The organism is Daejeonella lutea (genome assembly GCF_900168015.1).
Lineage (GTDB): Bacteria > Bacteroidota > Bacteroidia > Sphingobacteriales > Sphingobacteriaceae > Daejeonella > Daejeonella lutea.
Genome location: NZ_FUYR01000001.1, coordinates 99,072 through 120,840, shown reverse-complemented (window position 1 = coordinate 120,840; position 21,769 = coordinate 99,072). Strand labels below are relative to the sequence as shown.

At 40.3% G+C, this 21,769-nt stretch carries 20 protein-coding genes and 5 tRNA genes; 5 read left to right on the top strand and 20 right to left on the bottom strand.

Annotated features, from left to right (window positions below; genetic code table 11):
- The first annotated feature begins 38 nt into the window (after window positions 1-38).
- The 3 genes from B5X60_RS00645 (at window position 39) to miaA (ending at window position 3,115) form a co-directional block, all read left to right on the top strand.
- The gene (locus B5X60_RS00645) at window positions 39-1,451 is read left to right on the top strand and encodes a CCA tRNA nucleotidyltransferase (protein ID WP_079700640.1); all 1,413 of its coding nucleotides are present in this window, start codon (window positions 39-41) and stop codon (window positions 1,449-1,451) included.
- A gap of 66 nt (window positions 1,452-1,517) precedes the next feature.
- Entirely contained in the window at window positions 1,518-2,165 is a 648-nt protein-coding gene (locus B5X60_RS00640) for an IS1096 element passenger TnpR family protein (RefSeq protein WP_079700639.1), read from the top strand.
- A 17-nt stretch (window positions 2,166-2,182) separates the two neighbouring features.
- Complete coding sequence (gene miaA, locus B5X60_RS00635; RefSeq protein ID WP_079700638.1) at window positions 2,183-3,115, top strand: tRNA (adenosine(37)-N6)-dimethylallyltransferase MiaA; 933 nt, start codon at window positions 2,183-2,185, stop codon at window positions 3,113-3,115.
- Here miaA and B5X60_RS00630 read toward each other — a convergent pair.
- The 19 genes from B5X60_RS00630 to rpsU form a co-directional block, all read right to left on the bottom strand.
- Window positions 3,060-3,758, bottom strand: a complete 699-nt coding sequence (locus B5X60_RS00630) for an ion channel (RefSeq protein ID WP_079700637.1) — start codon at window positions 3,756-3,758, stop codon at window positions 3,060-3,062. The genes miaA and B5X60_RS00630 overlap by 56 nt on opposite strands.
- Before the next feature lies 1 nt (window position 3,759).
- Window positions 3,760-4,074 (bottom strand): DUF3467 domain-containing protein, encoded by a 315-nt coding sequence (locus B5X60_RS00625; protein ID WP_079700636.1) that lies wholly within the window; start codon window positions 4,072-4,074, stop codon window positions 3,760-3,762.
- Between the two features lie 184 nt (window positions 4,075-4,258).
- Complete coding sequence (gene rpoC / locus B5X60_RS00620; RefSeq protein ID WP_079700635.1) at window positions 4,259-8,548, bottom strand: DNA-directed RNA polymerase subunit beta'; 4,290 nt, start codon at window positions 8,546-8,548, stop codon at window positions 4,259-4,261.
- A gap of 93 nt (window positions 8,549-8,641) precedes the next feature.
- Complete coding sequence (rpoB, locus tag B5X60_RS00615) at window positions 8,642-12,451, bottom strand: DNA-directed RNA polymerase subunit beta (protein WP_079700634.1); 3,810 nt, start codon at window positions 12,449-12,451, stop codon at window positions 8,642-8,644.
- A gap of 147 nt (window positions 12,452-12,598) precedes the next feature.
- Window positions 12,599-12,979, bottom strand: coding sequence for a 50S ribosomal protein L7/L12 (gene rplL, locus B5X60_RS00610; protein ID WP_079700633.1), 381 nt, complete (start codon window positions 12,977-12,979; stop codon window positions 12,599-12,601).
- Window positions 12,980-13,038: 59 nt separating this feature from the next.
- Window positions 13,039-13,557, bottom strand: coding sequence for a 50S ribosomal protein L10 (rplJ, locus tag B5X60_RS00605; RefSeq protein WP_079700632.1), 519 nt, complete (start codon window positions 13,555-13,557; stop codon window positions 13,039-13,041).
- Between the two features lie 2 nt (window positions 13,558-13,559).
- Window positions 13,560-14,258 (bottom strand): 50S ribosomal protein L1, encoded by a 699-nt coding sequence (gene rplA / locus B5X60_RS00600; RefSeq protein ID WP_079700631.1) that lies wholly within the window; start codon window positions 14,256-14,258, stop codon window positions 13,560-13,562.
- Between the two features lie 21 nt (window positions 14,259-14,279).
- Entirely contained in the window at window positions 14,280-14,723 is a 444-nt protein-coding gene (gene rplK, locus B5X60_RS00595) for a 50S ribosomal protein L11 (protein WP_079700630.1), read from the bottom strand.
- A gap of 117 nt (window positions 14,724-14,840) precedes the next feature.
- On the bottom strand, window positions 14,841-15,383 hold the full coding sequence (nusG, locus tag B5X60_RS00590; RefSeq protein ID WP_079700629.1) for a transcription termination/antitermination protein NusG: 543 nt from the start codon (window positions 15,381-15,383) through the stop codon (window positions 14,841-14,843).
- A gap of 10 nt (window positions 15,384-15,393) precedes the next feature.
- On the bottom strand, window positions 15,394-15,588 hold the full coding sequence (gene secE, locus B5X60_RS00585; RefSeq protein WP_079700628.1) for a preprotein translocase subunit SecE: 195 nt from the start codon (window positions 15,586-15,588) through the stop codon (window positions 15,394-15,396).
- A 17-nt stretch (window positions 15,589-15,605) separates the two neighbouring features.
- A tRNA-Trp gene (locus B5X60_RS00580) sits at window positions 15,606-15,676 on the bottom strand.
- Window positions 15,677-15,787: 111 nt separating this feature from the next.
- Window positions 15,788-16,975, bottom strand: coding sequence for an elongation factor Tu (gene tuf / locus B5X60_RS00575; protein WP_079700627.1), 1,188 nt, complete (start codon window positions 16,973-16,975; stop codon window positions 15,788-15,790).
- A 62-nt stretch (window positions 16,976-17,037) separates the two neighbouring features.
- A tRNA-Thr gene (locus tag B5X60_RS00570) sits at window positions 17,038-17,109 on the bottom strand.
- Between the two features lie 83 nt (window positions 17,110-17,192).
- A tRNA-Gly gene (locus tag B5X60_RS00565) sits at window positions 17,193-17,265 on the bottom strand.
- A gap of 79 nt (window positions 17,266-17,344) precedes the next feature.
- Window positions 17,345-17,425, bottom strand: a tRNA-Tyr gene (locus tag B5X60_RS00560).
- A gap of 10 nt (window positions 17,426-17,435) precedes the next feature.
- Window positions 17,436-17,508: transfer RNA gene (locus B5X60_RS00555), tRNA-Thr, on the bottom strand.
- A 230-nt stretch (window positions 17,509-17,738) separates the two neighbouring features.
- Window positions 17,739-18,080, bottom strand: coding sequence for a ribosome hibernation-promoting factor, HPF/YfiA family (hpf, locus tag B5X60_RS00550; protein WP_079700626.1), 342 nt, complete (start codon window positions 18,078-18,080; stop codon window positions 17,739-17,741).
- 86 nt (window positions 18,081-18,166) lie between these two features.
- Window positions 18,167-19,048, bottom strand: a complete 882-nt coding sequence (locus tag B5X60_RS00545) for a tyrosine-type recombinase/integrase (protein ID WP_079700625.1) — start codon at window positions 19,046-19,048, stop codon at window positions 18,167-18,169.
- A 71-nt stretch (window positions 19,049-19,119) separates the two neighbouring features.
- Entirely contained in the window at window positions 19,120-19,311 is a 192-nt protein-coding gene (gene rpsU, locus B5X60_RS00540) for a 30S ribosomal protein S21 (protein ID WP_079700624.1), read from the bottom strand.
- 133 nt (window positions 19,312-19,444) lie between these two features.
- Here rpsU and B5X60_RS00535 point away from each other — a divergent pair, with 133 nt between their 5' ends.
- Complete coding sequence (locus B5X60_RS00535) at window positions 19,445-19,639, top strand: hypothetical protein (protein ID WP_079700623.1); 195 nt, start codon at window positions 19,445-19,447, stop codon at window positions 19,637-19,639.
- Window position 19,640: 1 nt separating this feature from the next.
- Window positions 19,641-19,901, top strand: a complete 261-nt coding sequence (locus tag B5X60_RS00530) for a hypothetical protein (RefSeq protein ID WP_079700622.1) — start codon at window positions 19,641-19,643, stop codon at window positions 19,899-19,901.
- Between the two features lie 4 nt (window positions 19,902-19,905).
- On the opposite strand, the gene B5X60_RS00525 is transcribed toward B5X60_RS00530, so the two are convergent.
- Entirely contained in the window at window positions 19,906-21,735 is a 1,830-nt protein-coding gene (locus B5X60_RS00525) for an ATP-binding protein (RefSeq protein WP_079700621.1), read from the bottom strand.
- Window positions 21,736-21,769 lie beyond the last annotated feature (34 nt).

Sequence of the window (21,769 nt, the reverse complement as noted above, 5' to 3'; positions counted from 1 at the left end):
CAAAAACAAGCATCCTTCACCAAAAGGAATGCATTGACATGAAAGAATACCTGAATAACCCAATCTTCACACGTCTAAGTAAGCTCGCAGAGACCACGAACGACCAAATTTATGTAATTGGGGGTTTTGTTCGGGATATTTTTTTGCAGCGGCCGTCGAAAGACATTGATATCCTTGTAATTGGAAATGGAATTAAGTTTGCAGAAGCTGCCGGGAAAATGCTTCATACAAAAGTTTCTATTTTTAAAAATTTCGGCACAGCGATGCTGCGCGATGGAGAACTCGAAATTGAATTCGTAGGAGCGAGAAGAGAGTCCTACCGCGCCGAATCAAGAAAACCGATTGTTGAGGACGGAACCCTTGATGATGATCAAAAACGGCGTGATTTTACTATAAACGCGATGGCCTTTGGTCTTAATAAATCGAACTTTGGCGTGCTCCTCGACCCCTTCGGTGGGATTGATGATCTAGAAAACAAATTGATAAGGACCCCTCTTGATCCGCAAATAACTTTTTCCGATGATCCGCTGAGGATGCTCAGGGCAATACGATTCGCCTCGCAACTGGGATTTGAAATAGATAATGCCGCCATTTCCGCAATCGCGAGGAATTGTAGTCGTATCAAGATTGTATCTATGGAAAGGGTTACAGACGAATTGAATAAGATTATTCTATCGCCCAAACCTTCTGTAGGCTTCAAATACCTATTTGATACTGGCTTGCTGAAGGAAGTTTTTCCGCAGATGGTAGATCTTCATGGTGTCGACGTCATAGATGGAAAAGGCCACAAGGATAATTTCTATCATACTCTGCAGGTATTGGACAATATTTCTGAAAATACTCACGATCTGTGGTTAAGATGGGCTGCAATCCTGCACGATATTGCGAAACCGGCTACCAAGCGTTTCGAACCAGGGCATGGGTGGACGTTCCATGGTCACGAAGACCGCGGTGCTCGAATGGTACCAAAAATTTTTGCTCAGCTAAAGCTCCCGCTCAACGATAAAATGAAGATGGTTCAGAAACTTGTGCAGCTTCATTTACGTCCTATCGTTCTTGCGCAGGAAGTTGTAACCGACTCAGCCGTTCGGAGGCTGCTGTTTGAAGCAGGAGAAGAAATTGAAGGACTCATGCTATTATGCAATGCCGACGTTACGACGAAGAACGAATTTAAAATAAAAAAATATAGGCGTAATTTTGAATTGGTTACAAAACGACTTAAAGAAGTTGAAGAAAGTGATCAGATAAGGAACTGGCAACCGCCAGTAAGCGGAGAAGATATCATGCTGGCATTTAATTTGAGGGCTGGAAGGGAAGTTGGCATAATAAAAAATCAAATAAGAGAAGCAATCCTTGAAGGCGAAATTAAAAATTCGAGGGAAGAAGCAATACAATTTATGTTGGAAAAAGGGAAAGAGATTGGATTAATGCCGGCCAAATCAAATACATAAATATTTTTAACAAAATCCAGAATCCTTTTTTCAAATAGTATTTTTGCACTTAAATAATAGATAGTAATGGCGATATATAGATTCAGGGTGTCTTTCGAAGATTATGATGATGTAGAACGGGATATTGACATCAAATCAAACCAAACTTTTGAAGATCTTCACAAAGCCATCCATGTATCTACGGGGTATAAAGTGGAGGCGTCTTCTTCATTTTATGTAAGCAACGATCAATGGATAAAGAACGAAGAGATTGCATATTTACCAAACCAGCGCAAGATCAATAATGAAGTTGCATTAATGGAGAATTCTAAACTAAGCAGTTTCATTGATGATCCCCATCAAAAGTTCTATTACATCTATAATTTTGACCGGCCTTTTGATTTCCACGTCGAATTGATTAAGATCATGCTAAATGAGGAAGCTGGAAAAACCTATCCTCACGTTACACGCAGTCTTGGGGAGGCACCAAAAGTTGCCGGGACTGGCATTTTACCTCAAGGAGCTGCTACTGCCGTATCTGATGATTTTGATTTTCTGAATGAAGAAGATTTCCAGCCGGAGGACACCGAAGAATTAGAACAAATGAATGATATGGGTATCAGTACAGAAGAAAGTGCTGGTGATGGTGATGAAGATGAGAAAGATGAATTCATGGACGAATTTTCTGATAATGAAGGTTATGACGCGGACGACCTTCAGAAAGATGACTATTAATATCTGAAAAAAATATCTTGAAGGCCAAGACACTAGTCGTAATTGCAGGGCCAACCGCTATAGGAAAAACGGGTTTAGCGATTAAATTAGCCCAACATTATAACACAGAAATTATTTCCGCGGATTCCCGGCAATTCTACCGGGAAATGGAAATTGGTACTGCCAAACCCTCACCGGAAGAACTTAAAGCTGCTAAGCATCATTTTGTAAATTCCCTGTCCATTACCCAAAACTTTAATGTAGGCGACTTTGAAAGAGAAGCTCTGGCCAGAATTGACCTGCTTTTTAACAAAAATAATGTAGTAATTCTTGCAGGGGGCTCAGGACTTTTTATTGATGCTGTAATCAGGGGTTTCGACGAACTTCCCCAATCCTCTAAAGATATTCGGGATGATTTAAATAAACTTCTTGAATCCAAAGGAATCTCCACGCTACAAGAAATGCTTAAGGAGGTTGATCCTGTCTATTTTAATGAAGTCGATCTAAATAATCCTCAACGAATTATTAGGGCGCTTGAAGTATTTAAAGCAACTTCCAAGCCATTCTCGGCATTTAGAAGTAAAATAAAAAAAGTTCGCCCGTTCAATATCGTCCTGGTCGGGCTTAATTTACAAAGAGAAATCCTCTATAATAACATAAATAGACGAGTAGATCTTATGGTTAATGCCGGCCTTATTGAAGAAGTTGAAAGCCTTATTCCTTATCGTACCCTCAATCCACTAAATACTGTTGGCTACTCTGAATTGTTCCAATATTTTGATGGAAATCTGAGCTTGGAAGATGCCATAGAGAAGATCAAGCAGAACACAAGGAGATTTGCAAAAAGGCAATTAACCTGGTTTAGTAAATCCGGAGAATATCATTGGTTTCAACCCCATGAAATTGAAAAAATAATTAGATACCTCGACTCCGTGCTGGATGATCCTGAGCACGAGGTGCAAAAAAGTTAAAGAAAAGCAGTAGAAATGAAAGCGTGCTAACCAATTGGCTCATCACCAATAATTTTCCGTCATGGTTTATCGGAAAAACATCTCCATAACCTACAGTGGCACCTGTTATGAGACTAAAATATAATGCTTCAGTGATGGTCTTCACGGGTTGATTAAAATAAGTCCCTGCGGCATAGATTACCGCATAAGAACCGATGACTTCGGTGAAATTAAAAAATAATAATATCAGAGAACGATTGAAGTTTCTGTTGCTATTGTGTTCGGGTAGAAATATTTTGTGGAAAATATATACATAGGTTTCAATCAACAGGTAAATATTCAACGCAAATAGCCAGGGGATATTCCATAGCTTAAAATACAGCATAACAAATGGCATAGCTGTCTTAAAGATCACATACAATTCACCTGTTATCTTTCGCCGATGATATGAAGATTTACGGTGAACATAATCCAGGTAGACACCGGGGAAAAAAATTTTTGATGTTACAAGGAATAATCTGAAAATTCGCTCGATTCCAAAATCGTTATAATTAGAATTTTGCCACACATCACGGATTTTATTAAAATGCGGTATGTGTGGCTGTTCTTCAAGCTTATTTAGGGCCTGGTTTCCAAATAACAGTTTGTTGAAATGTCGTTTCATGTTAAGCCTGCGCTGGCGGTCCGCCAAAATTCATAGGCAAAGCTGGCGGATCCTCATTAATCTTGATACGGCCATTTATTGCTTCGAACTTCTCAAGATTGTCTTCAAGAGCTCTCATGAACCGTTTGGCATGTTCAGGAGTTAAAACAATCCTCGATTTAACCCTTGCCTTGGGAACACCGGGCATTACACGTACGAAGTCAAGGACAAATTCGGTATTTGAATGGGTAATAATGGCTAGGTTTGAATATATTCCTTCTGCAACCTCTTCAGAAAGTTCGATATTTAATTGATTTTCAGGATTTTGTTCTTCCATAATATAAAGATAAAAAGTCTATTCCGAAGATAAAGACTACATAACTGCTCTAAATTTCAGTGAAAGAGAATCTTTTAAAGTCCCCTTGTTTAATATGTGGCGTTTTCTACCAATCTACACATTATGCACCAATCAAAAAAGCCTCCGATAAATCGGAGGCTTAATAGTTAGTAAATGGCCAGAATTAAGCTTCTACTTCTTCCTGTTTTGATGCCAATAACTTGTCGTATTCTTCTTGAGAACCTACTATGATTCGCTCGTAATGACGCAGACCTGTTCCTGACGGAATCAAATGACCTACAATTACGTTTTCTTTCAATCCTAACAGGTTATCGCGCTTGCCACTGATAGCCGCTTCATTCAACACTTTAGTAGTTTCCTGGAAGGAAGCTGCAGATATGAACGATTTAGTTCCCAATGATGCACGAGTGATACCCTGAAGCATTTGGCTTGAAGTAGCCGCAATTGCATCGCGAGTTTCAACGAGTCTCATGTCCTTACGTTTCAGTACAGAATTTTCATCTCTCAGTTTACGCACAGAAATAATCTGCCCTGCTTTTAGGTTAGTAGATTCTCCCGGATCAGTAACGACACGTTTATCGTAGATCTCGTCATTTTCCAATTGGAAGTCCCAACGGTCCACAAGTTCCTTTTCAAGGAAGCGTGTATCTCCAGCGTCCTCAATCATCACCTTCTGCATCATTTGGTGAACGATGGTCTCAAAGTGTTTATCGTTGATCTTCACACCTTGTAAACGGTAAACTTCCTGAATACCATTAACCAGATATTCCTGAACTGCTGCAGGGCCTTTAATTGAAAGGATATCAGCCGGAGAAATAGACCCGTCAGACAAAGGCATACCCGCTTTCACGAAGTCATTATCCTGTACAAGTATGTGCTTAGACAATGGAACAAGGTATTTCTTGATCTGTCCGTCTTTGGATTCAATAGACATCTCACGATTACCACGTTTAACACCACCCAAGGTTACAACACCGTCAATTTCAGTTACAACGGCTGGATTTGAAGGGTTACGTGCTTCGAACAATTCTGTCACACGTGGAAGACCACCCGTAATATCTCTTGTTTTTCCTGTTGAACGAGGGATTTTAGCAATGATCTGCCCCATTTTCACAGCTTCGTGTTCTTCTACTGCAATGTGTGCTCCTACCGGAATGTTATATCCTTTTAGTCCATTACCTTTCTTATCCGCCACACGGATAACCGGGTTTTTAGTTTTATCACGGGTATCAATGATAACTTTCTCTCTGTGACCAGTTTGCTCATCCGACTCTTCACGGAAAGTCACACCTTCAATGATCGCTTCAAATTCAGCTTTTCCTTCGAACTCGGAGATAATAACCGCATTATATGGATCCCAGCTACAGATTTTATCGCCTTTGGAGATCTTCTCACCATCCTTAACATACAGATAAGCTCCGTAAGGGATGTTGTTGGCCATGATCATTTTGTTTGTGCCTGGCTCAACTATCCTGAATTCACCTGAACGTCCTAAAACAACTTCTAGTGGTCCTTCTTCAGTTTGGTGACTAACCGTTCTCACATTTTCGAACTCAATAACACCGTCGAACTTAGCAACGATCTGAGATTCTGCCGCGATGTTCGATGCCGTACCACCCACGTGGAATGTACGAAGTGTCAACTGTGTACCCGGCTCACCGATTGACTGTGCAGCAATTACTCCTACAGCTTCACCCATTTGAACGCGTTTACCAGTAGCAAGGTTACGTCCATAACAAAGAGCACAAACACCACGCTTGCTTTCACATGTCAAAACCGAACGGATCTCTATACCCTCAAGGGCAGAGTTTTCAATTTTAACTGCAACATCCTCTTCAATATCTTCACCTGCGGTTACAAGTAAGTCATTAGTCAGTGGATCATATACATCGTGAAGACTTGTTCTACCCAAAATACGGTCGTATAATGGTTCCACGATATCCTCATTATCTTTTAATGCAGTGGTGTAGATTCCTCTCAGTGTTCCGCAATCCGTTTCACCCACGATCATATCCTGAGCAACGTCATGTAAACGACGAGTTAAGTAACCAGCATCTGCCGTTTTCAATGCAGTATCTGCAAGACCTTTACGTGCACCGTGAGTAGAAATGAAGTATTCGAGTACCGATAATCCTTCTTTAAAGTTAGATAAGATCGGGTTTTCAATAATTTCACCACCAGAACCTGACTTCTGAGGCTTAGCCATCAAACCACGCATTCCACAAAGCTGACGAATCTGCTCTTTAGAACCACGTGCTCCAGAGTCAAGCATCATGTAAACCGAGTTAAATCCTTGATTATCGCTCGATAACTGGTTCATTACATTCGCTGTAAGACGATTGTTAATACGGGTCCAGATATCGATAATCTGATTGTAACGTTCGTTGTTAGTAATGAAACCCATATTATAGTTATTCATTACCTCTTCAACTTCCTTACTTGCCTGGCCGATAAGCTGTGCTTTTTCAGCAGGAATGTTAAGATCCTGAAGGTTAAATGAAAGACCACCCTGGAATGCCATTTGGAAACCTAATTCTTTGATATCATCAAGGAACTGTGCTGCACGAGCCATACCAGTAGTTTTCACTACCTCGCCAATAATATCACGAAGTGATTTCTTGGTTAATAATTCATTAATATATCCAACTTCAGCAGGAACTCTCTGGTTAAAGAGAACGCGACCTACAGTCGTTTCGATAAGCTTATTAACAATCTGTCCGCCATCCTTCTCTTTCACATTGGTTTTAACCTTGATAAAAGCGTGAAGATCAAGCTTACGTTCGTTATAAGCAATAATTACTTCTTCAGGAGAATAGAATGTTTGATCCTGACCTACAACAACACGAGTTTCATCAGTTCTGCGGCCTTTAGTAATATAATAAAGACCCAAAACCATATCCTGAGATGGAACAGTGATTGGCGTGCCGTTCGCTGGGTTAAGAATGTTGTGCGAAGCAAGCATCAGCATTTGGGCTTCCAGAATTGCAGCATTACCTAATGGTAAATGCACAGCCATCTGGTCACCGTCAAAATCCGCGTTGAATGCAGTACACACTAATGGGTGCAATTGAATTGCTTTTCCTTCAACAAGCTTAGGCTGAAAAGACTGAATACCTAAACGGTGAAGCGTTGGAGCACGGTTTAACAATACCGGGTGACCTTTCAATACGTTTTCAAGGATATCCCAAACGATTGGATCTTTGCGATCAACTATCTTTTTGGCCGATTTAACCGTCTTCACCACACCTCTTTCAATCATTTTACGAATGATGAATGGTTTAAACAACTCAGCAGCCATATCTTTAGGTAGACCGCACTCGTGAAGTTTGAGGTTTGGCCCTACAACAATTACGGAACGTGCCGAATAATCCACACGCTTACCTAATAAGTTTTGACGGAAACGACCTTGTTTACCTTTCAAGATGTCAGAAAGAGATTTCAAAGCACGGTTGCCTTCTGTTTTTACTGCGTTTACTTTACGTGAGTTGTCGAATAATGAATCGACAGACTCCTGAAGCATACGCTTCTCGTTACGTAAAATCACCTCTGGCGCCTTGATCTCGATCAAACGTTTCAAACGGTTGTTACGGATGATCACACGGCGGTAAAGGTCATTCAAATCTGAAGTAGCAAAACGGCCACCCTCAAGTGGAACGAGAGGCCTCAATTCTGGTGGAATAACCGGAACGATCTTAACGATCATCCACTCAGGGTTATTCTCAATACGGGTATTTGCACCACGGAAAGCTTCAACAACCTGAAGGCGTTTTAAGGCCTCAGTTTTACGTTGCTGTGAAGTTTCGGTAGCTGCCTGGTGACGAAGGTCGTAAGATTGCTGATCGAGATCCAAACGTCCGAGCAGGTCCTGAAGTGCTTCAGCACCCATCTTCGCGATGAATTTCTCCGGATCTTTATCGTCCAGGTATTGATTTTCTTTTGGTAATGTATCTAAGATGTCAAGGTATTCCTCTTCGGTAAGGAAATCCATTTTCTGGATACCATCAGCTTCTTTTAATCCAGCCTGAATAACAACGTAACGCTCATAATAAATAATGAGGTCAAGTTTCTTGGTAGGCAATCCCAAAAGGTAACCGATCTTGTTTGGTAGAGAACGGAAATACCATATGTGCGCAACAGGAACCACCAGGTTAATGTGTCCCATACGCTCACGACGTACTTTCTTCTCAGTTACTTCAACACCGCAACGATCGCAGACGATTCCCTTATAACGGATACGCTTGTATTTACCGCAATGACATTCATAATCCTTTACAGGACCGAATATCCGCTCGCAAAATAAGCCATCACGCTCAGGTTTGTAAGTCCGGTAGTTGATAGTTTCCGGCTTTAACACCTCACCACTTGAACGCTCCAGGATAGATTCGGGAGAAGCCAAACTGATGGTTATCGAGGTGAAATTACTTTTGATTTTATTATCCTTTTTGTAAGACATAGCTCTTTTTGTTTTTAGTACCAGGTATCAGGTATCAAGTATCAAGATTCGCAAAACGATGGTCTCGATACATGATACTTTCTACTTGCTACTTTAGTCTAATGTGATATCCAATCCTAATCCTCTTAACTCATGAACCAATACATTGAATGATTCCGGAACTGAAGGCGTAGGCAGGTTTTCACCTTTAACGATCGCTTCGTAGGTTTTTGCACGTCCTACAACGTCATCAGACTTAACTGTTAATATCTCCTGAAGTATGTTAGCAGCACCAAATGCCTCAAGTGCCCAAACTTCCATCTCACCAAAACGCTGACCACCAAACTGTGCTTTACCACCCAATGGTTGTTGTGTAATTAATGAGTATGGTCCGATTGAACGGGCGTGCATCTTATCGTCAACCATGTGACCGAGTTTCAGCATATAAATGATACCTACTGTAGTCTGTTGGTCAAAACGATCACCAGTTAACCCATTGTATAAATAAGTCCTTCCTGATGTTGGTACACCTGCTTTAGCAACCCACTCTTCAACCTCATCATGCGAAGCTCCGTCGAAAATTGGCGTTGCGAACTTCATTCCAAGTTCTTTTCCAGCCCATCCTAACACAGTTTCATAGATCTGTCCAAGGTTCATACGTGAAGGTACACCCAGCGGGTTCAACACTATATCAACCGGAGTTCCGTCTTCAAGGAATGGCATATCTTCATCACGAACGATACGGGCAACAATACCCTTATTACCGTGACGTCCAGCCATCTTATCACCAACTTTAAGCTTACGTTTTTTAGCCACATAAACTTTAGCCATCTGTACAATTCCTGATGGAAGTTCATCTCCTACACTGATCGCAAACTTATCACGTTTGTAAGCACCAAGCTCTTCGTTAAGCTTAATGTTATAATTGTGAAGAGTTTGTTTGATCAACTCGTTCTTATCTTCATCAGTTGTCCACTTAGTAGGGTTTACATTTGCAAACTCCATCTCTGTAAGGATCTTCTGTGTGAATTTCACACCCTTAGCTACTAAGAGTTCTTTGTATACGTTGTAAACACCCTGTGATGTTTTACCATTCACAATGGTGAACAATTTATCAATCAAGGTATCTTTCAATTCCTTGGTTGCTTTGTTATGCTTATTATCTAATTTCTCGATCATCACTTTCTCTTCCGGCTTAGTGGTTTTCTTAGCCCGTGAGAATAATTTTGTATCGATAACTACACCATGAATTGACGGCGGAGTTTTAAGTGAAGCATCTTTCACATCACCAGCTTTGTCACCAAAGATTGCACGTAAAAGTTTTTCTTCCGGTGATGGATCAGACTCTCCTTTTGGAGTGATTTTACCGATTAGAATATCACCTTCTTTAATTTCAGCTCCTACGCGGATAATTCCGTTCTCATCCAGGTCCTTAGTCGCTTCTTCAGAAACGTTAGGAATATCCGGTGTAAGCTCTTCCTCACCACGTTTTGTGTCACGAACTTCAAGTTCGAACTCTTCAATGTGAAGGGAAGTGAATATATCCTGTGAAACTACACGCTCAGAGATTACGATCGCATCCTCAAAGTTGAACCCTTGCCAAGGCATGAATGCCACTTTAAGGTTTCTACCAAGAGCAAGCTCACCGTCCTGAGTTGCATATCCTTCACAAAGAACCTGCCCTTTTTCAACTTTCTGGCCTTTTCTTACGATTGGCTTCAAGTTGATACAAGTACTCTGATTAGTTTTCTTGAATTTGATCAAACGATATGATTTAACCTCTCCTTCGAAAGACACAAGAACGTCATCCTCATTTCTTTCGTAACGGATACGGATCTCATTCGCATCAACATATTCTACAACACCTGTTCCTTCGGCGTTGATCAGTGTGCGTGAATCACGTGCAACACGTCCTTCAAGTCCTGTTCCAACAATCGGTGACTCAGGACGTAACAATGGCACGGCCTGACGTTGCATGTTTGACCCCATCAATGCACGGTTAGCATCATCATGCTCCAGGAATGGAATCAAGGATGCAGCAATTGATGTGATCTGGTTAGGTGCAATATCCATCAAATCAAGCTTAGTTGGCTCAATTACCGGGAAATCACCTTCGTAACGTGCTTTAACGTGTGGCGTTTCGAAATTACCTTTATCATCATACAATGCACTTGCCTGGCCGATAGTTTTTCCTTCCTCATCTTCCGCAGAAAGGTAAATAACCGGCTCTTCAACTACAACCCGTCCGGCATCAACCTTACGATATGGAGTTTCGATGAAACCTAAGTTATTGATCTTGGCATGCACACACAGTGACGATATCAAACCAATGTTTGGTCCTTCAGGAGTTTCGATGGTACACAAACGCCCGTAGTGCGTGTAGTGAACGTCACGAACCTCAAAACCTGCACGCTCACGTGAAAGACCACCTGGGCCTAAGGCTGACAGACGACGCTTGTGCGTAATCTCTGCCAGAGGATTGGTTTGGTCCATGAACTGTGATAGCTGATTCGTTCCAAAGAACGAGTTTATCACCGAAGATAGTGTACGTGCATTGATCAGGTCGGTTGGTGTGAATACCTCGTTGTCACGAATATTCATACGCTCACGGATAGTACGAGCCATACGTGCCAGACCTACACCAAACTGTGCGTATAATTGCTCGCCTACTGTACGAACACGACGGTTTGACAAGTGATCGATATCATCCACCTCAGCCTTAGAATTGATCAGTTTGATCAAATATTTAACGATAGCAATGATATCTTGTTTAGTAAGAACTTTAGTTTCTACCGGAGTAGTTAACTTAAGTTTACGATTGATACGGTAACGGCCCACATCACCCAGGTCATATCTCTTATCAGAGAAGAACAAACGGTCGATAATACCACGAGCAGTTTCTTCATCAGGTGGTTCAGCGTTACGTAATTGACGATAGATATGCTCCACAGCCTCTTTCTCAGAGTTTGAGGTATCTTTCTGTAATGTATTATATATAATAGTATAATCACCGCTGTTTACCGCGTCATCCTTTGTAAGGATGATGGTCTTAACTCCAGCTTCGATGATCATATCAATATGGTCGTCTTCTAAAACGGTTTCGCGTTCCATAATGATCTCATTACGATCAATAGAAACAACTTCACCAGTGTCTTCATCCACGAAATCTTCTACCCATTTCTTCAACACTCTCGCAGCAAGCTTACGTCCAACAGCTTTCTTCAAGCCAGACTTACTTACTTTAACTTCATCAGCTAGTTCAAATAGTTCAAGGATGTCCTTATCTGAATCATAACCGATAGCACGAAGTAATGTAGTTACAGGGAATTTCTTCTTACGGTCGATGTAAGCATACATGACGTTATTTACGTCTGTAGCGAACTCAATCCATGAACCCTTAAACGGAATTACACGCGCTGAATATAATTTTGTTCCGTTAGTGTGACGGCTTTGGCCGAAGAACACACCCGGAGAACGGTGGAGCTGCGAAACGATTACGCGTTCTGCACCATTGATAACAAACGTTCCTTTTGGAGTCATGTAAGGGATGGTTCCCAAATACACGTCCTGAACAATTGTTTCGAAATCTTCATGTTCCGCATCGTTACAAGACAAGCGAAGCTTAGCCTTTAACGGGACGCTATACGTTAAACCACGCTCGATACACTCATGTATATCATAACGCGGGGGATCAATGAAGTAATCAAGAAATTCTAAAACGAAGATATTTCGTGAGTCAGAGATCGGAAAATTTTCAGAGAAAACTTTAAACAAACCTTCTTGATGACGGTTATCTGAAGTAGTTTCTAATTGAAAAAATTCCCTGAAAGATTGCAATTGAACATCCAGAAAGTCAGGATAATCCATCACATGCTTACTGGTAGCAAAATTTACTCTTTCGGATTGCTTAATTTTGTTTGCCAAGGGACTGAGAATTTATTTAAGTAAATAAACTTCGACTTGTTTCCCGCCAGGTGCGGAGATGTAAGTCATACATCAATGGGTATTATACAAATGGCAATAGACCCCGATGAAAATCGGAGTCTAAGGCCATAATTTTATGAGTTAAGATTACTTAATCTCAACAGTAGCTCCAGCTTCTTCTAATGCTTTCTTTAATGATTCAGCTTCTGCTTTATCAACACCAGTTTTCACTTCTTTCGGTGCACCGTCAACTAGGTCTTTAGCTTCTTTCAAACCTAAGCCTGTAAGATCTTTAACCAATTTAACAACACCTAATTTAGAACCACCAGCTTCTTTCAAAATTACATCGAAAGAAGTTTGTTCTGCTGCTGCCGCTGGTGCATCACCACCTGCTGCCGGACCTGCAACTGCAACTGCTGCTGCAGCTGGCTCGATACCATACTCATCTTTTAATATTTGAGCTAATTCGTTAACTTCTTTTACTGTTAAGTTTACTAATTGCTCAGCAAACGATTTTAAATCTGCCATTTTATTTTATTTTAAAATTTCTGTACTTGAATAATTTAATTGAACTTTTAGGTAGTTCTTTAACCTCTTTCTTGTAATGTTTTAACAATTCCCGCTAATTTGTTTCCACCTGACTGTAAGCCAGAGATAACATTCTTAGCTGGAGACTGAAGCAATGCAATGATGTCTGCCACCAATTGTTCCTTAGATTTAAGGTTCACCAGGGCATCCAGTTGATTGTCGCCAATGAATACTGCGGAATCAATGTATGCTGCTTTGAGTACTGGTTTATCACCTGTTTTTCTCAATTGTTTAATCAGCTTTGCCGGAGCGTTTGCTGACTTTGAGAATAAAATAGATGACGATCCTTTTAATACGTCAAAGATCTCGCTGTAATCACCTTGAGAAGCTTCCATAGCTTTTCTGATCAGAGTGTTTTTAGCGACCTGCATTTTGATACCGTTATCGAAACATTTGCGGCGAATATCATTTACTTTTGCTACAGACAGGTTTGCTGTATCAGTAATATAAAAATTACCATACTCAGCAATCGTCTCTGTTAAAGCAAGAACAACGTCGTGTTTTTCTTCTTTTCTCATGATTAGATTCCCGCTACTGATTTAGTTTCAATTTCGATTCCCGGACTCATTGTCGAAGACATGTGTATGCTTTTGAAATAAGTTCCTTTAGCTGCAGAAGGTTTCAATTTTGAAATTACCTGAATTACTTCAAGTGCATTCTCATAAATTTTGTCTGCATCAAAAGATACCTTTCCAATAGAGGCATGGATAATTCCAGTTTTGTCAACCTTGAAATCGATCTTACCGCCTTTAACATCAGTTACCGCTTTACCCACATCTGTGGTAACAGTACCCGACTTAGGATTAGGCATAAGGTTACGAGGACCTAAAACACGTCCAAGTTTACCCACTTTAGCCATAACACTAGGCATTGTAATAATGATATCAACGTCAGTCCAACCGCCTTCTATTTTGGCAATATATTCATCTAAACCTACGTAATCTGCACCTGCTGCTTTAGCTTCTGCTTCCTTATCAGGAGTACAAAGAACTAAAACACGGACAGTTTTACCGGTTCCATGAGGTAGAGTTGCAATACCACGTACCATTTGGTTCGCTTTACGCGGATCTACGCCTAAGCGTACATCAAGGTCAACCGAAGCATCAAATTTGGTAGTTGTGATATCTTTAACCAGAGCCGCAGCTGCAGTTAATGAATATGCTTTCCCAGCCTCAATTTTTGAATGTGCCTGTTTTTGATTTTTTGTTAATCTAGCCACTTCTTAAACTGATTTGTATAATTAATTATTCCAGGGTGCATCACCGCTAACGGTAATTCCCATACTGCGTGCTGTACCAGCAACCATTTTCATGGCTGACTCGACAGTAAATGCGTTCAAGTCCGTCATTTTATCTTTGGCAATGCTTTCAACCTGCTCCCAGTTAACACTGGAAACCTTTTTACGGTTAGGTTCAGCAGAACCACTCTTCAAACCTGTTGCGTCCAGTAATTGGATAGCTACAGGAGGAGTTTTAATGATAAAATCGAATGACTTGTCGACATATACAGTAATTACAACCGGTAAAACTTTACCTGGCTTATCTTGGGTGCGCGCATTAAATTGCTTGCAAAACTCCATGATATTCACACCCTTCGCTCCCAACGCGGGACCTACTGGTGGAGATGGATTTGCAGCGCCGCCTTTGATCTGTAATTTTATTAAAGCACCGACTTCTTTTGCCATTTTTATTGATTTATTTGTAACTCAATGTTAGTAGTGGAAGCTATGTAACATTTAAGATTTTATGAGAATCGAGGTTCGAGAAACGAGCTTAGCTCGCGTCTCGCTTCTCGAATCCAACTATTCCTTTTCGACTTGCATATAATTTAACTCAAGAGGTGTTCTTCTTCCGAAGATCTTAACCATTACCTTAAGCTTCTTTTTCTCTTCATTTACTTCTTCGATAACGCCGGTAAATCCGTTAAACGGTCCGTCCATTACCTTAACATTCTCTCCAACATAGTAAGGAACATTCATGGATTCGCCTTGCTCAGCCATTTCATCTACCTTACCCAGGATACGGTTTACTTCTGCAGTACGCATAGGCACGGCGTTACCGCCTTTATCACCAAGAAAACCAATAACGCTATTGATTCCTTTAATAACGTGCTCAAGCTCGCCATCCAACGCAGCCTCTATCAGAACATACCCAGGGTAAAAATTACGCTCTTTGGCGATCTTCTTACCATCTTTCATCTGATAGAATTTCTCCATCGGTATTAACACCTGAGGTAATAAATGTGAAATACCTAAACGGTTAATTTCGGCTTCTAAGTACTGCTTAACTTTTTTCTCTTTTCCGCTAACAGCCCTAACCACATACCACTTCAATTGATCGCTCATAGTGCTTATATTATGCAAGAGAATTATAGAACATCTTTAACGCTCTGCCAACAGTTTCATCCATAGCCAAAATCACCAGTGATATGATTATAGATGCTATTAACACCAATACAGCTGAATTTTGTAATTCTCCCCAAGTCGGCCAGGTAACCTTCTGGGTCATTTCGGTATATGATTCTTTTATAAATTCTACTACGTTAGCCATCTTCTATTTAGCGTAAGCACGGGAACAAGGATTCGAACCCTGATCAAAGGTTTTGGAGACCTCTATTCTACCATTGAACTATTCCCGTCAATATAAACCGGTTTTCTAATATATTAAAACCCAGCCCGTGTATTATAAGAAAACATAAGTCCACAATAAAGGGACTTATGTTATCCAATTAACCTTTATATGAAATTGATTACTTTACAATTTCAGTTACCTGTCCGGCACCTACAGTTCTACCACCTTCACGGATAGCGAAACGTAGACCCTTCTCCATTGCGATCGCGTTAATCAATTTAACATTGATTGTAACGTTATCACCAGGCATAACCATTTCTACTCCTTCTTGAAGAGTGATCTCTCCAGTAACGTCTGTTGTACGGAAGTAAAACTGTGGACGGTATTTGTTAAAGAATGGAGTGTGACGTCCACCTTCTGCTTTAGATAATACGTAAATCTCAGCTTTGAAATCAGTGTGAGGAGTAACCGAACCTGGTTTACAGATAACCATACCACGACGGATATCAGTTTTCTCAATACCGCGCAGCAATAAACCTACGTTATCACCAGCTTCACCTCTATCTAATATCTTACGGAACATCTCAACACCTGTAACAACAGATTTCAAGTTTTCAGCTCCCATACCTAAGATATCAACTGCTTCACCTGAGTTAATAACACCTCTTTCAATACGACCTGTTGCAACGGTTCCACGACCAGTGATCGAGAATACGTCTTCAACTGGCATAAGGAATGGAAGCTCTGTCAAACGTGGAGGAATTGGAACGTAGTTATCTACAGCTTCCATCAACTCCATGATTTTACCAACCCACTTAGGATCGCCATTTAATCCGCCTAATGCAGAACCCTGAATAACAGGAATATCATCACCAGGGAATTCGTAGAAACTTAGTAGTTCACGGATTTCCATCTCCACTAGTTCTAGTAATTCCGGATCGTCAACCATATCCACTTTATTCATGAAAACTACTAGTGAAGGTACACCTACCTGACGAGCAAGAAGGATGTGTTCACGAGTTTGTGGCATAGGACCATCAGTAGCAGCAACTACAATGATAGCACCGTCCATCTGAGCAGCACCAGTAACCATGTTTTTCACATAATCCGCGTGACCTGGACAGTCAACGTGTGCATAGTGACGGTTAGCCGTTGAATACTCCACGTGTGCAGTATTGATGGTGATACCTCTTTCTTTTTCTTCTGGTGCAGAGTCAATTGAATCGAATGAACGTGCCTCAGAAAGACCTGCATCAGCCAATACCTTAGTGATAGCTGCTGTAAGTGTAGTTTTACCGTGGTCAACGTGACCTATAGTACCGATATTTAAATGCGGCTTACTGCGGTCAAATTTTTCTTTTGCCATTTTGTTTTATACTAATTATTAGGTTAATTTTATTATTGTTCTAATTCTAAAATACAATCTAGAGCCAACGATGGGACTTGAACCCATGACCTCTTCCTTACCAAGGAAGTGCTCTACCGCTGAGCTACGTCGGCTTTTAATTTGCTCTCCGGTTCATGTATTCATTCATCTTACTCCAATCTGATGAACCACCGTTCTGGCAAACAATGAACCTTTGAGCGGAAGACGAGGTTCGAACTCGCGACCTATAGCTTGGAAGGCTATCGCTCTACCAACTGAGCTACTTCCGCATATTCAATTACGAATTACGAATGATCAATTACGAATCCCGCGTACGTAATTCGTAATTTACAATCCATAATTGAATTGTGGGGGGGGAAGGATTCGAACCTTCGAAACCGAAGTAACGGATTTACAGTCCGTCCCATTTGACCGCTCTGGAACCCCCCCAACATTTCTGAGCCTCCTATCGGGATCGAACCAATGACCTACTGATTACAAGTCAGTTGCTCTACCAGCTGAGCTAAGGAGGCGTTTATAGGCTATCATTCACACATGAAACATATGATCTGATAGTTGAAATGTTTGCTTTAATTAATTAAAGAACCAACCTTTTCAGAGTTAATTACCTCTTGAAGATAACCCCCCTCTGAAAGGGACTGCAAATCTACGAAAATTTAGAGTTGGACAAAATTTTTTAGTAAAAAAAATCGGCAGTCGATACGACTGCCGAAAAAGTGCCTAATTATGAAGTAATTATAAATTAAATAATTTCCTCGTTGGCCAGGACTGTTTTGTGATTACTCATCCGAGCCCTGACTTTTTCCTTGTGTTTATCGATTTGGTGTTTCAATGACTCGATTGCCTTGTCGGTTGCTTCTTCAAACGTTTTGCACTGTTCTTTAGCGAACAAGTCGTTCCCCGGTATCAATAATTTAATTTCTGTTATTTTATTTGCCTCATCAGAAGTGTTTTCAAGTTTTAAATAAACTTCACCACTAATTATCTGATCAAAAAACTGATCCAATTTATCTGCTTTCTTCTGGATAAAATCCAATAATTTAACATCTGCTGAAAAATGGATCGATTGCACTCGGATTTTCATGTTTCCTCCTTTTATAAAATTTAGAAATTAATTAAACTCCGTTTATCGGAGATCTTACAATAGTAAGGGTAGAATCAAGCCATAGTTTATGCTTTAGGGTGAGCTTGTTTGTAAATTGACTTTAATTTTTCCACTGAATTGTGTGTGTAAACCTGTGTTGCTGCAAGGCTTGAATGCCCCAGAAGTTCCTTAATCGCATTCAAGTCAGCACCTTTATTTAAAAGAGCGGTCGCGAATGAGTGTCTTAGCACATGCGGGCTCTTTTTTTCTTGGGTGGTAATTTGAGACAGATTTAATTTCACAATACGATAAATAAATTGGGGATATGCATTATTCCCTTCATTTGTAACGATTAAAGAAGACGCTTTGTTGTTAAAATTTTGACTTAATTTTTCACGCTGGTATTCTTTGATCAGCTTGATCAGCGGAGCGGCCACAGGAATGATTCGTTCTTTATTCCGCTTTCCTAGTACTTTAATATATTGGTCATATAAATTCACGTCATGGTCTGTCAAATTGACGAGTTCGGACAAACGAATGCCTGTGCCATATAACAGTTCGAGAATTAAGCGGTCTCTCATCCCATTGAAACTGCTTTCAAAGCTGAGTTCCGCGTCCAACAAACTGTCCATTTTTTGCTCATCCAAAACAACTGGCAAGCGCTTCGGGACTTTAGGCGCCTTGATATGAATCATAGGATTAGTGTTGCTCAATTCTTCACGCTGCAGGAATTTATAAAAAGATCGCAACACGGATAATTTGCGGTTTACCGTTTTGGCTTCTGAACCTTGTTCCATCATCAAGAGCATCCAACTGCGAACATCTCGATGTGAAATAGTCAGTACGTCCAGATTATCAACCGCTAAAAATTCGTTAAATTGAGTAAGGTCTTGCCTGTAGGCAGTAACGGTATGGGGAGAGAACCGTTTTTCAAATTGAAGGTATCGTATGAATCTCTCTATAAACATCAAAAAACCATTTGCACATCAATAAATTGAATATACAAATAGTTTTAAGATTTTATATGCTTAAAGAAAAATTAAACAGATTCGATGTTTAATCCTTGCTTGTATATAGCTTTTTTAACTTCGGTACGGCGGGTAATAGATTTTTTCTCGTACGCCTGGCGGCTTCTAAGCTCTCTTAATACACCGGTTTTTTCGAATTTCTTTTTAAAGCGCTTTAACGCTTTGTCTAGTGATTCGCCGTCTTTTACATTAATAATGATCATAATATATAGATACCCCCTTTCAGAATTGGATTGCAAATGTACAAAAAATATTAAAAATCAAAAGTTTAGATAAATTAAAATGCAGAACATTTCTGGATCAACAGTGTTTATGTAAAAGAACTAGTAGAAATTTATGAAAGATACGAGAGAAAAGAAACGAAAAGGTTCTGACACAGATAAAGCTATTGCCAGACCAGGCTTGGAATCGACTAAGGAAAAACCGTCAAAAGAAACATTTTCACAAATTTCACCAGACACATTCTTAGCTGAAAAAGATGAGGTGAAAAATGCGGAAGAAAAACTAAGACAGAAGAATAAAGAAAACTAACATGGCAAAGTGTAATATATCAATAGATTTTAATGGGCAGCCTGATGAACTTATCAGGTCGGCAGAGCAAGCAATTTCAGGCGCTGGAGGATCTTTTGCCGGAAGTAATTCTGATGGTAAATTTTCAATCAGTTCTCCCCTTGGGAAAGTTTCAGGCACGTACACCGTCGTCGGTCAGTCATTCAACATCAGTATTGTTGACAAGCCGTTTTTAGTAAGTTGCAGTCGTATTGAAGAAGAGCTTAGAAAACAGATAAAATAAATTTCTATTTAGTCACATCTTCGGCATTACTGATCACCTTTAGGTTCGACAAGGCACTCAAGCGAGCTTTCAATTCCCGAGGGTTAAAAGGCTTAGAAATAAAATCATTTAATCCCGCTTCCGTAACCTTAACGTTGATGTCATTTGAAACAGATGCAGTCAGCGCAATAATCCATGGCTTTTTATTACGTGAGTTATATCCCTTTAGAATTTCCCTAGAGGCTTCGTATCCATCCATGATAGGCATATGAATGTCCATTAATATCACATCGTACGATTTAGTTTTGGCCATTTCAACTGCTTCACCGCCATTCACTACATAATCTGCGGATATTCCCCAACTCTGAAACAACTTCTTAATGAGCAGTATATTCATCGCATTGTCTTCTGCGACAAGAATACTAAGTTCAGACAAATCAATTGTACTTGCCGAAACAGAAGCACGTGTCGAAAGCTCGTCTACCTGACTTGCATTAGCCCGCTGATAAGTAATATTAAAGCTAAAAGTTGTACCTCTGCCAAAGACACTTTCAATCGACATCGTTGTGCCGTGAAGCTCCAATAGTTGTTTGGTTATTGCCAGTCCCAGTCCAGTGCCACCAAATTCCCGATTAATGTTACTTGACGCCTGAGAAAATGGCTCGAAGATAACATTCAAATGTTTGTCAGATATCCCTATTCCAGTGTCCCTAACAGAGAATTTTAATTCCAAAAGTTCTTCCCTTTCAGTAATCACCTCGACTGTCAGCACTACCTGGCCTTTGGATGTAAATTTAACGGCGTTTCCCACCAAATTGAAAAGAATTTGCAGCAATCGGGTTGAGTCTCCTATTAACGTTGTGCCACTTAACCTATCATCGAGATTCATAGTGAACTCCAAACCCTTCTCCTCAGCTTGAAGCTTCAAACCTGCGCAGATATCTGTGATTAACTCGTCCGGCTTAAACCCAATTTTCTCCAGTTCCAACTTCCCGTACTCAAGCTTATTGAAATCTAGAATGTCGTTTATAAGTGAAAGCAGGCTCCCTGCAGAAAAATGTAAAACTTTAAGATTTTCCTCTTGCTCCTTTCGAGGGTTATCGGCAAGCAGAACATAACTTAATCCGATAACGGAGTTCAGAGGAGTCCGCAACTCATGCGACATCGTTGAAAGAAAGTCAGACTTGGCTTTAGACGAAGCCTCTGCATCTTTAATAGCTACGACTAATCTCTCATTAAGGCTTTTTTCATGGGTCTGTGCCGTTCTTAGCTTATTTAAGGCATCATGAAATGCTTTAAGAAAGTGGTAATGAATGAATATGATTAAAGAAAAATTAAAAAGAAGGACAGATAGGAATACGGGGTTACTTGCCTGTTGTGGAGTTACAAATACCTGAATATTATTTGTCCCCTGCAGAATAAAGTGTATTACCACCGGTATCATCACGATAATGGAATAAACCATTCCGTGACGAGAGCTTAGCATGTAGAAGCTACAGGTAATGGTGAGTATGATGTACTGGATGGTGACAATATTCAATGCCTGTATCAGCAAAAAAATATTTGTCCAAACAAGCATATTTAACATCCATACAATGATATGAGCTGCTGGCTTGTAGTTATTTCTCACAACAAGAAAATACAAACTAGTAAATATAGCAGCCAAGACTATGCTTAGCCGCCAGAGCTGTAAGGGTGGTCCGTTGACAATATAGGCCACCAGAAGGATCAAAGTAATGGCAAGCGTTGCCACCATTGAGTAAAATAAAATATGGAACCTTGCTCTATTTATAGGGTCCTCATCTTTATTTAGTATACCATCGGTAAATTGGCGGATTCGATTGATGATCTTCATTCGAATTGAAGATGCAATTTTTTTCTTAAACGAA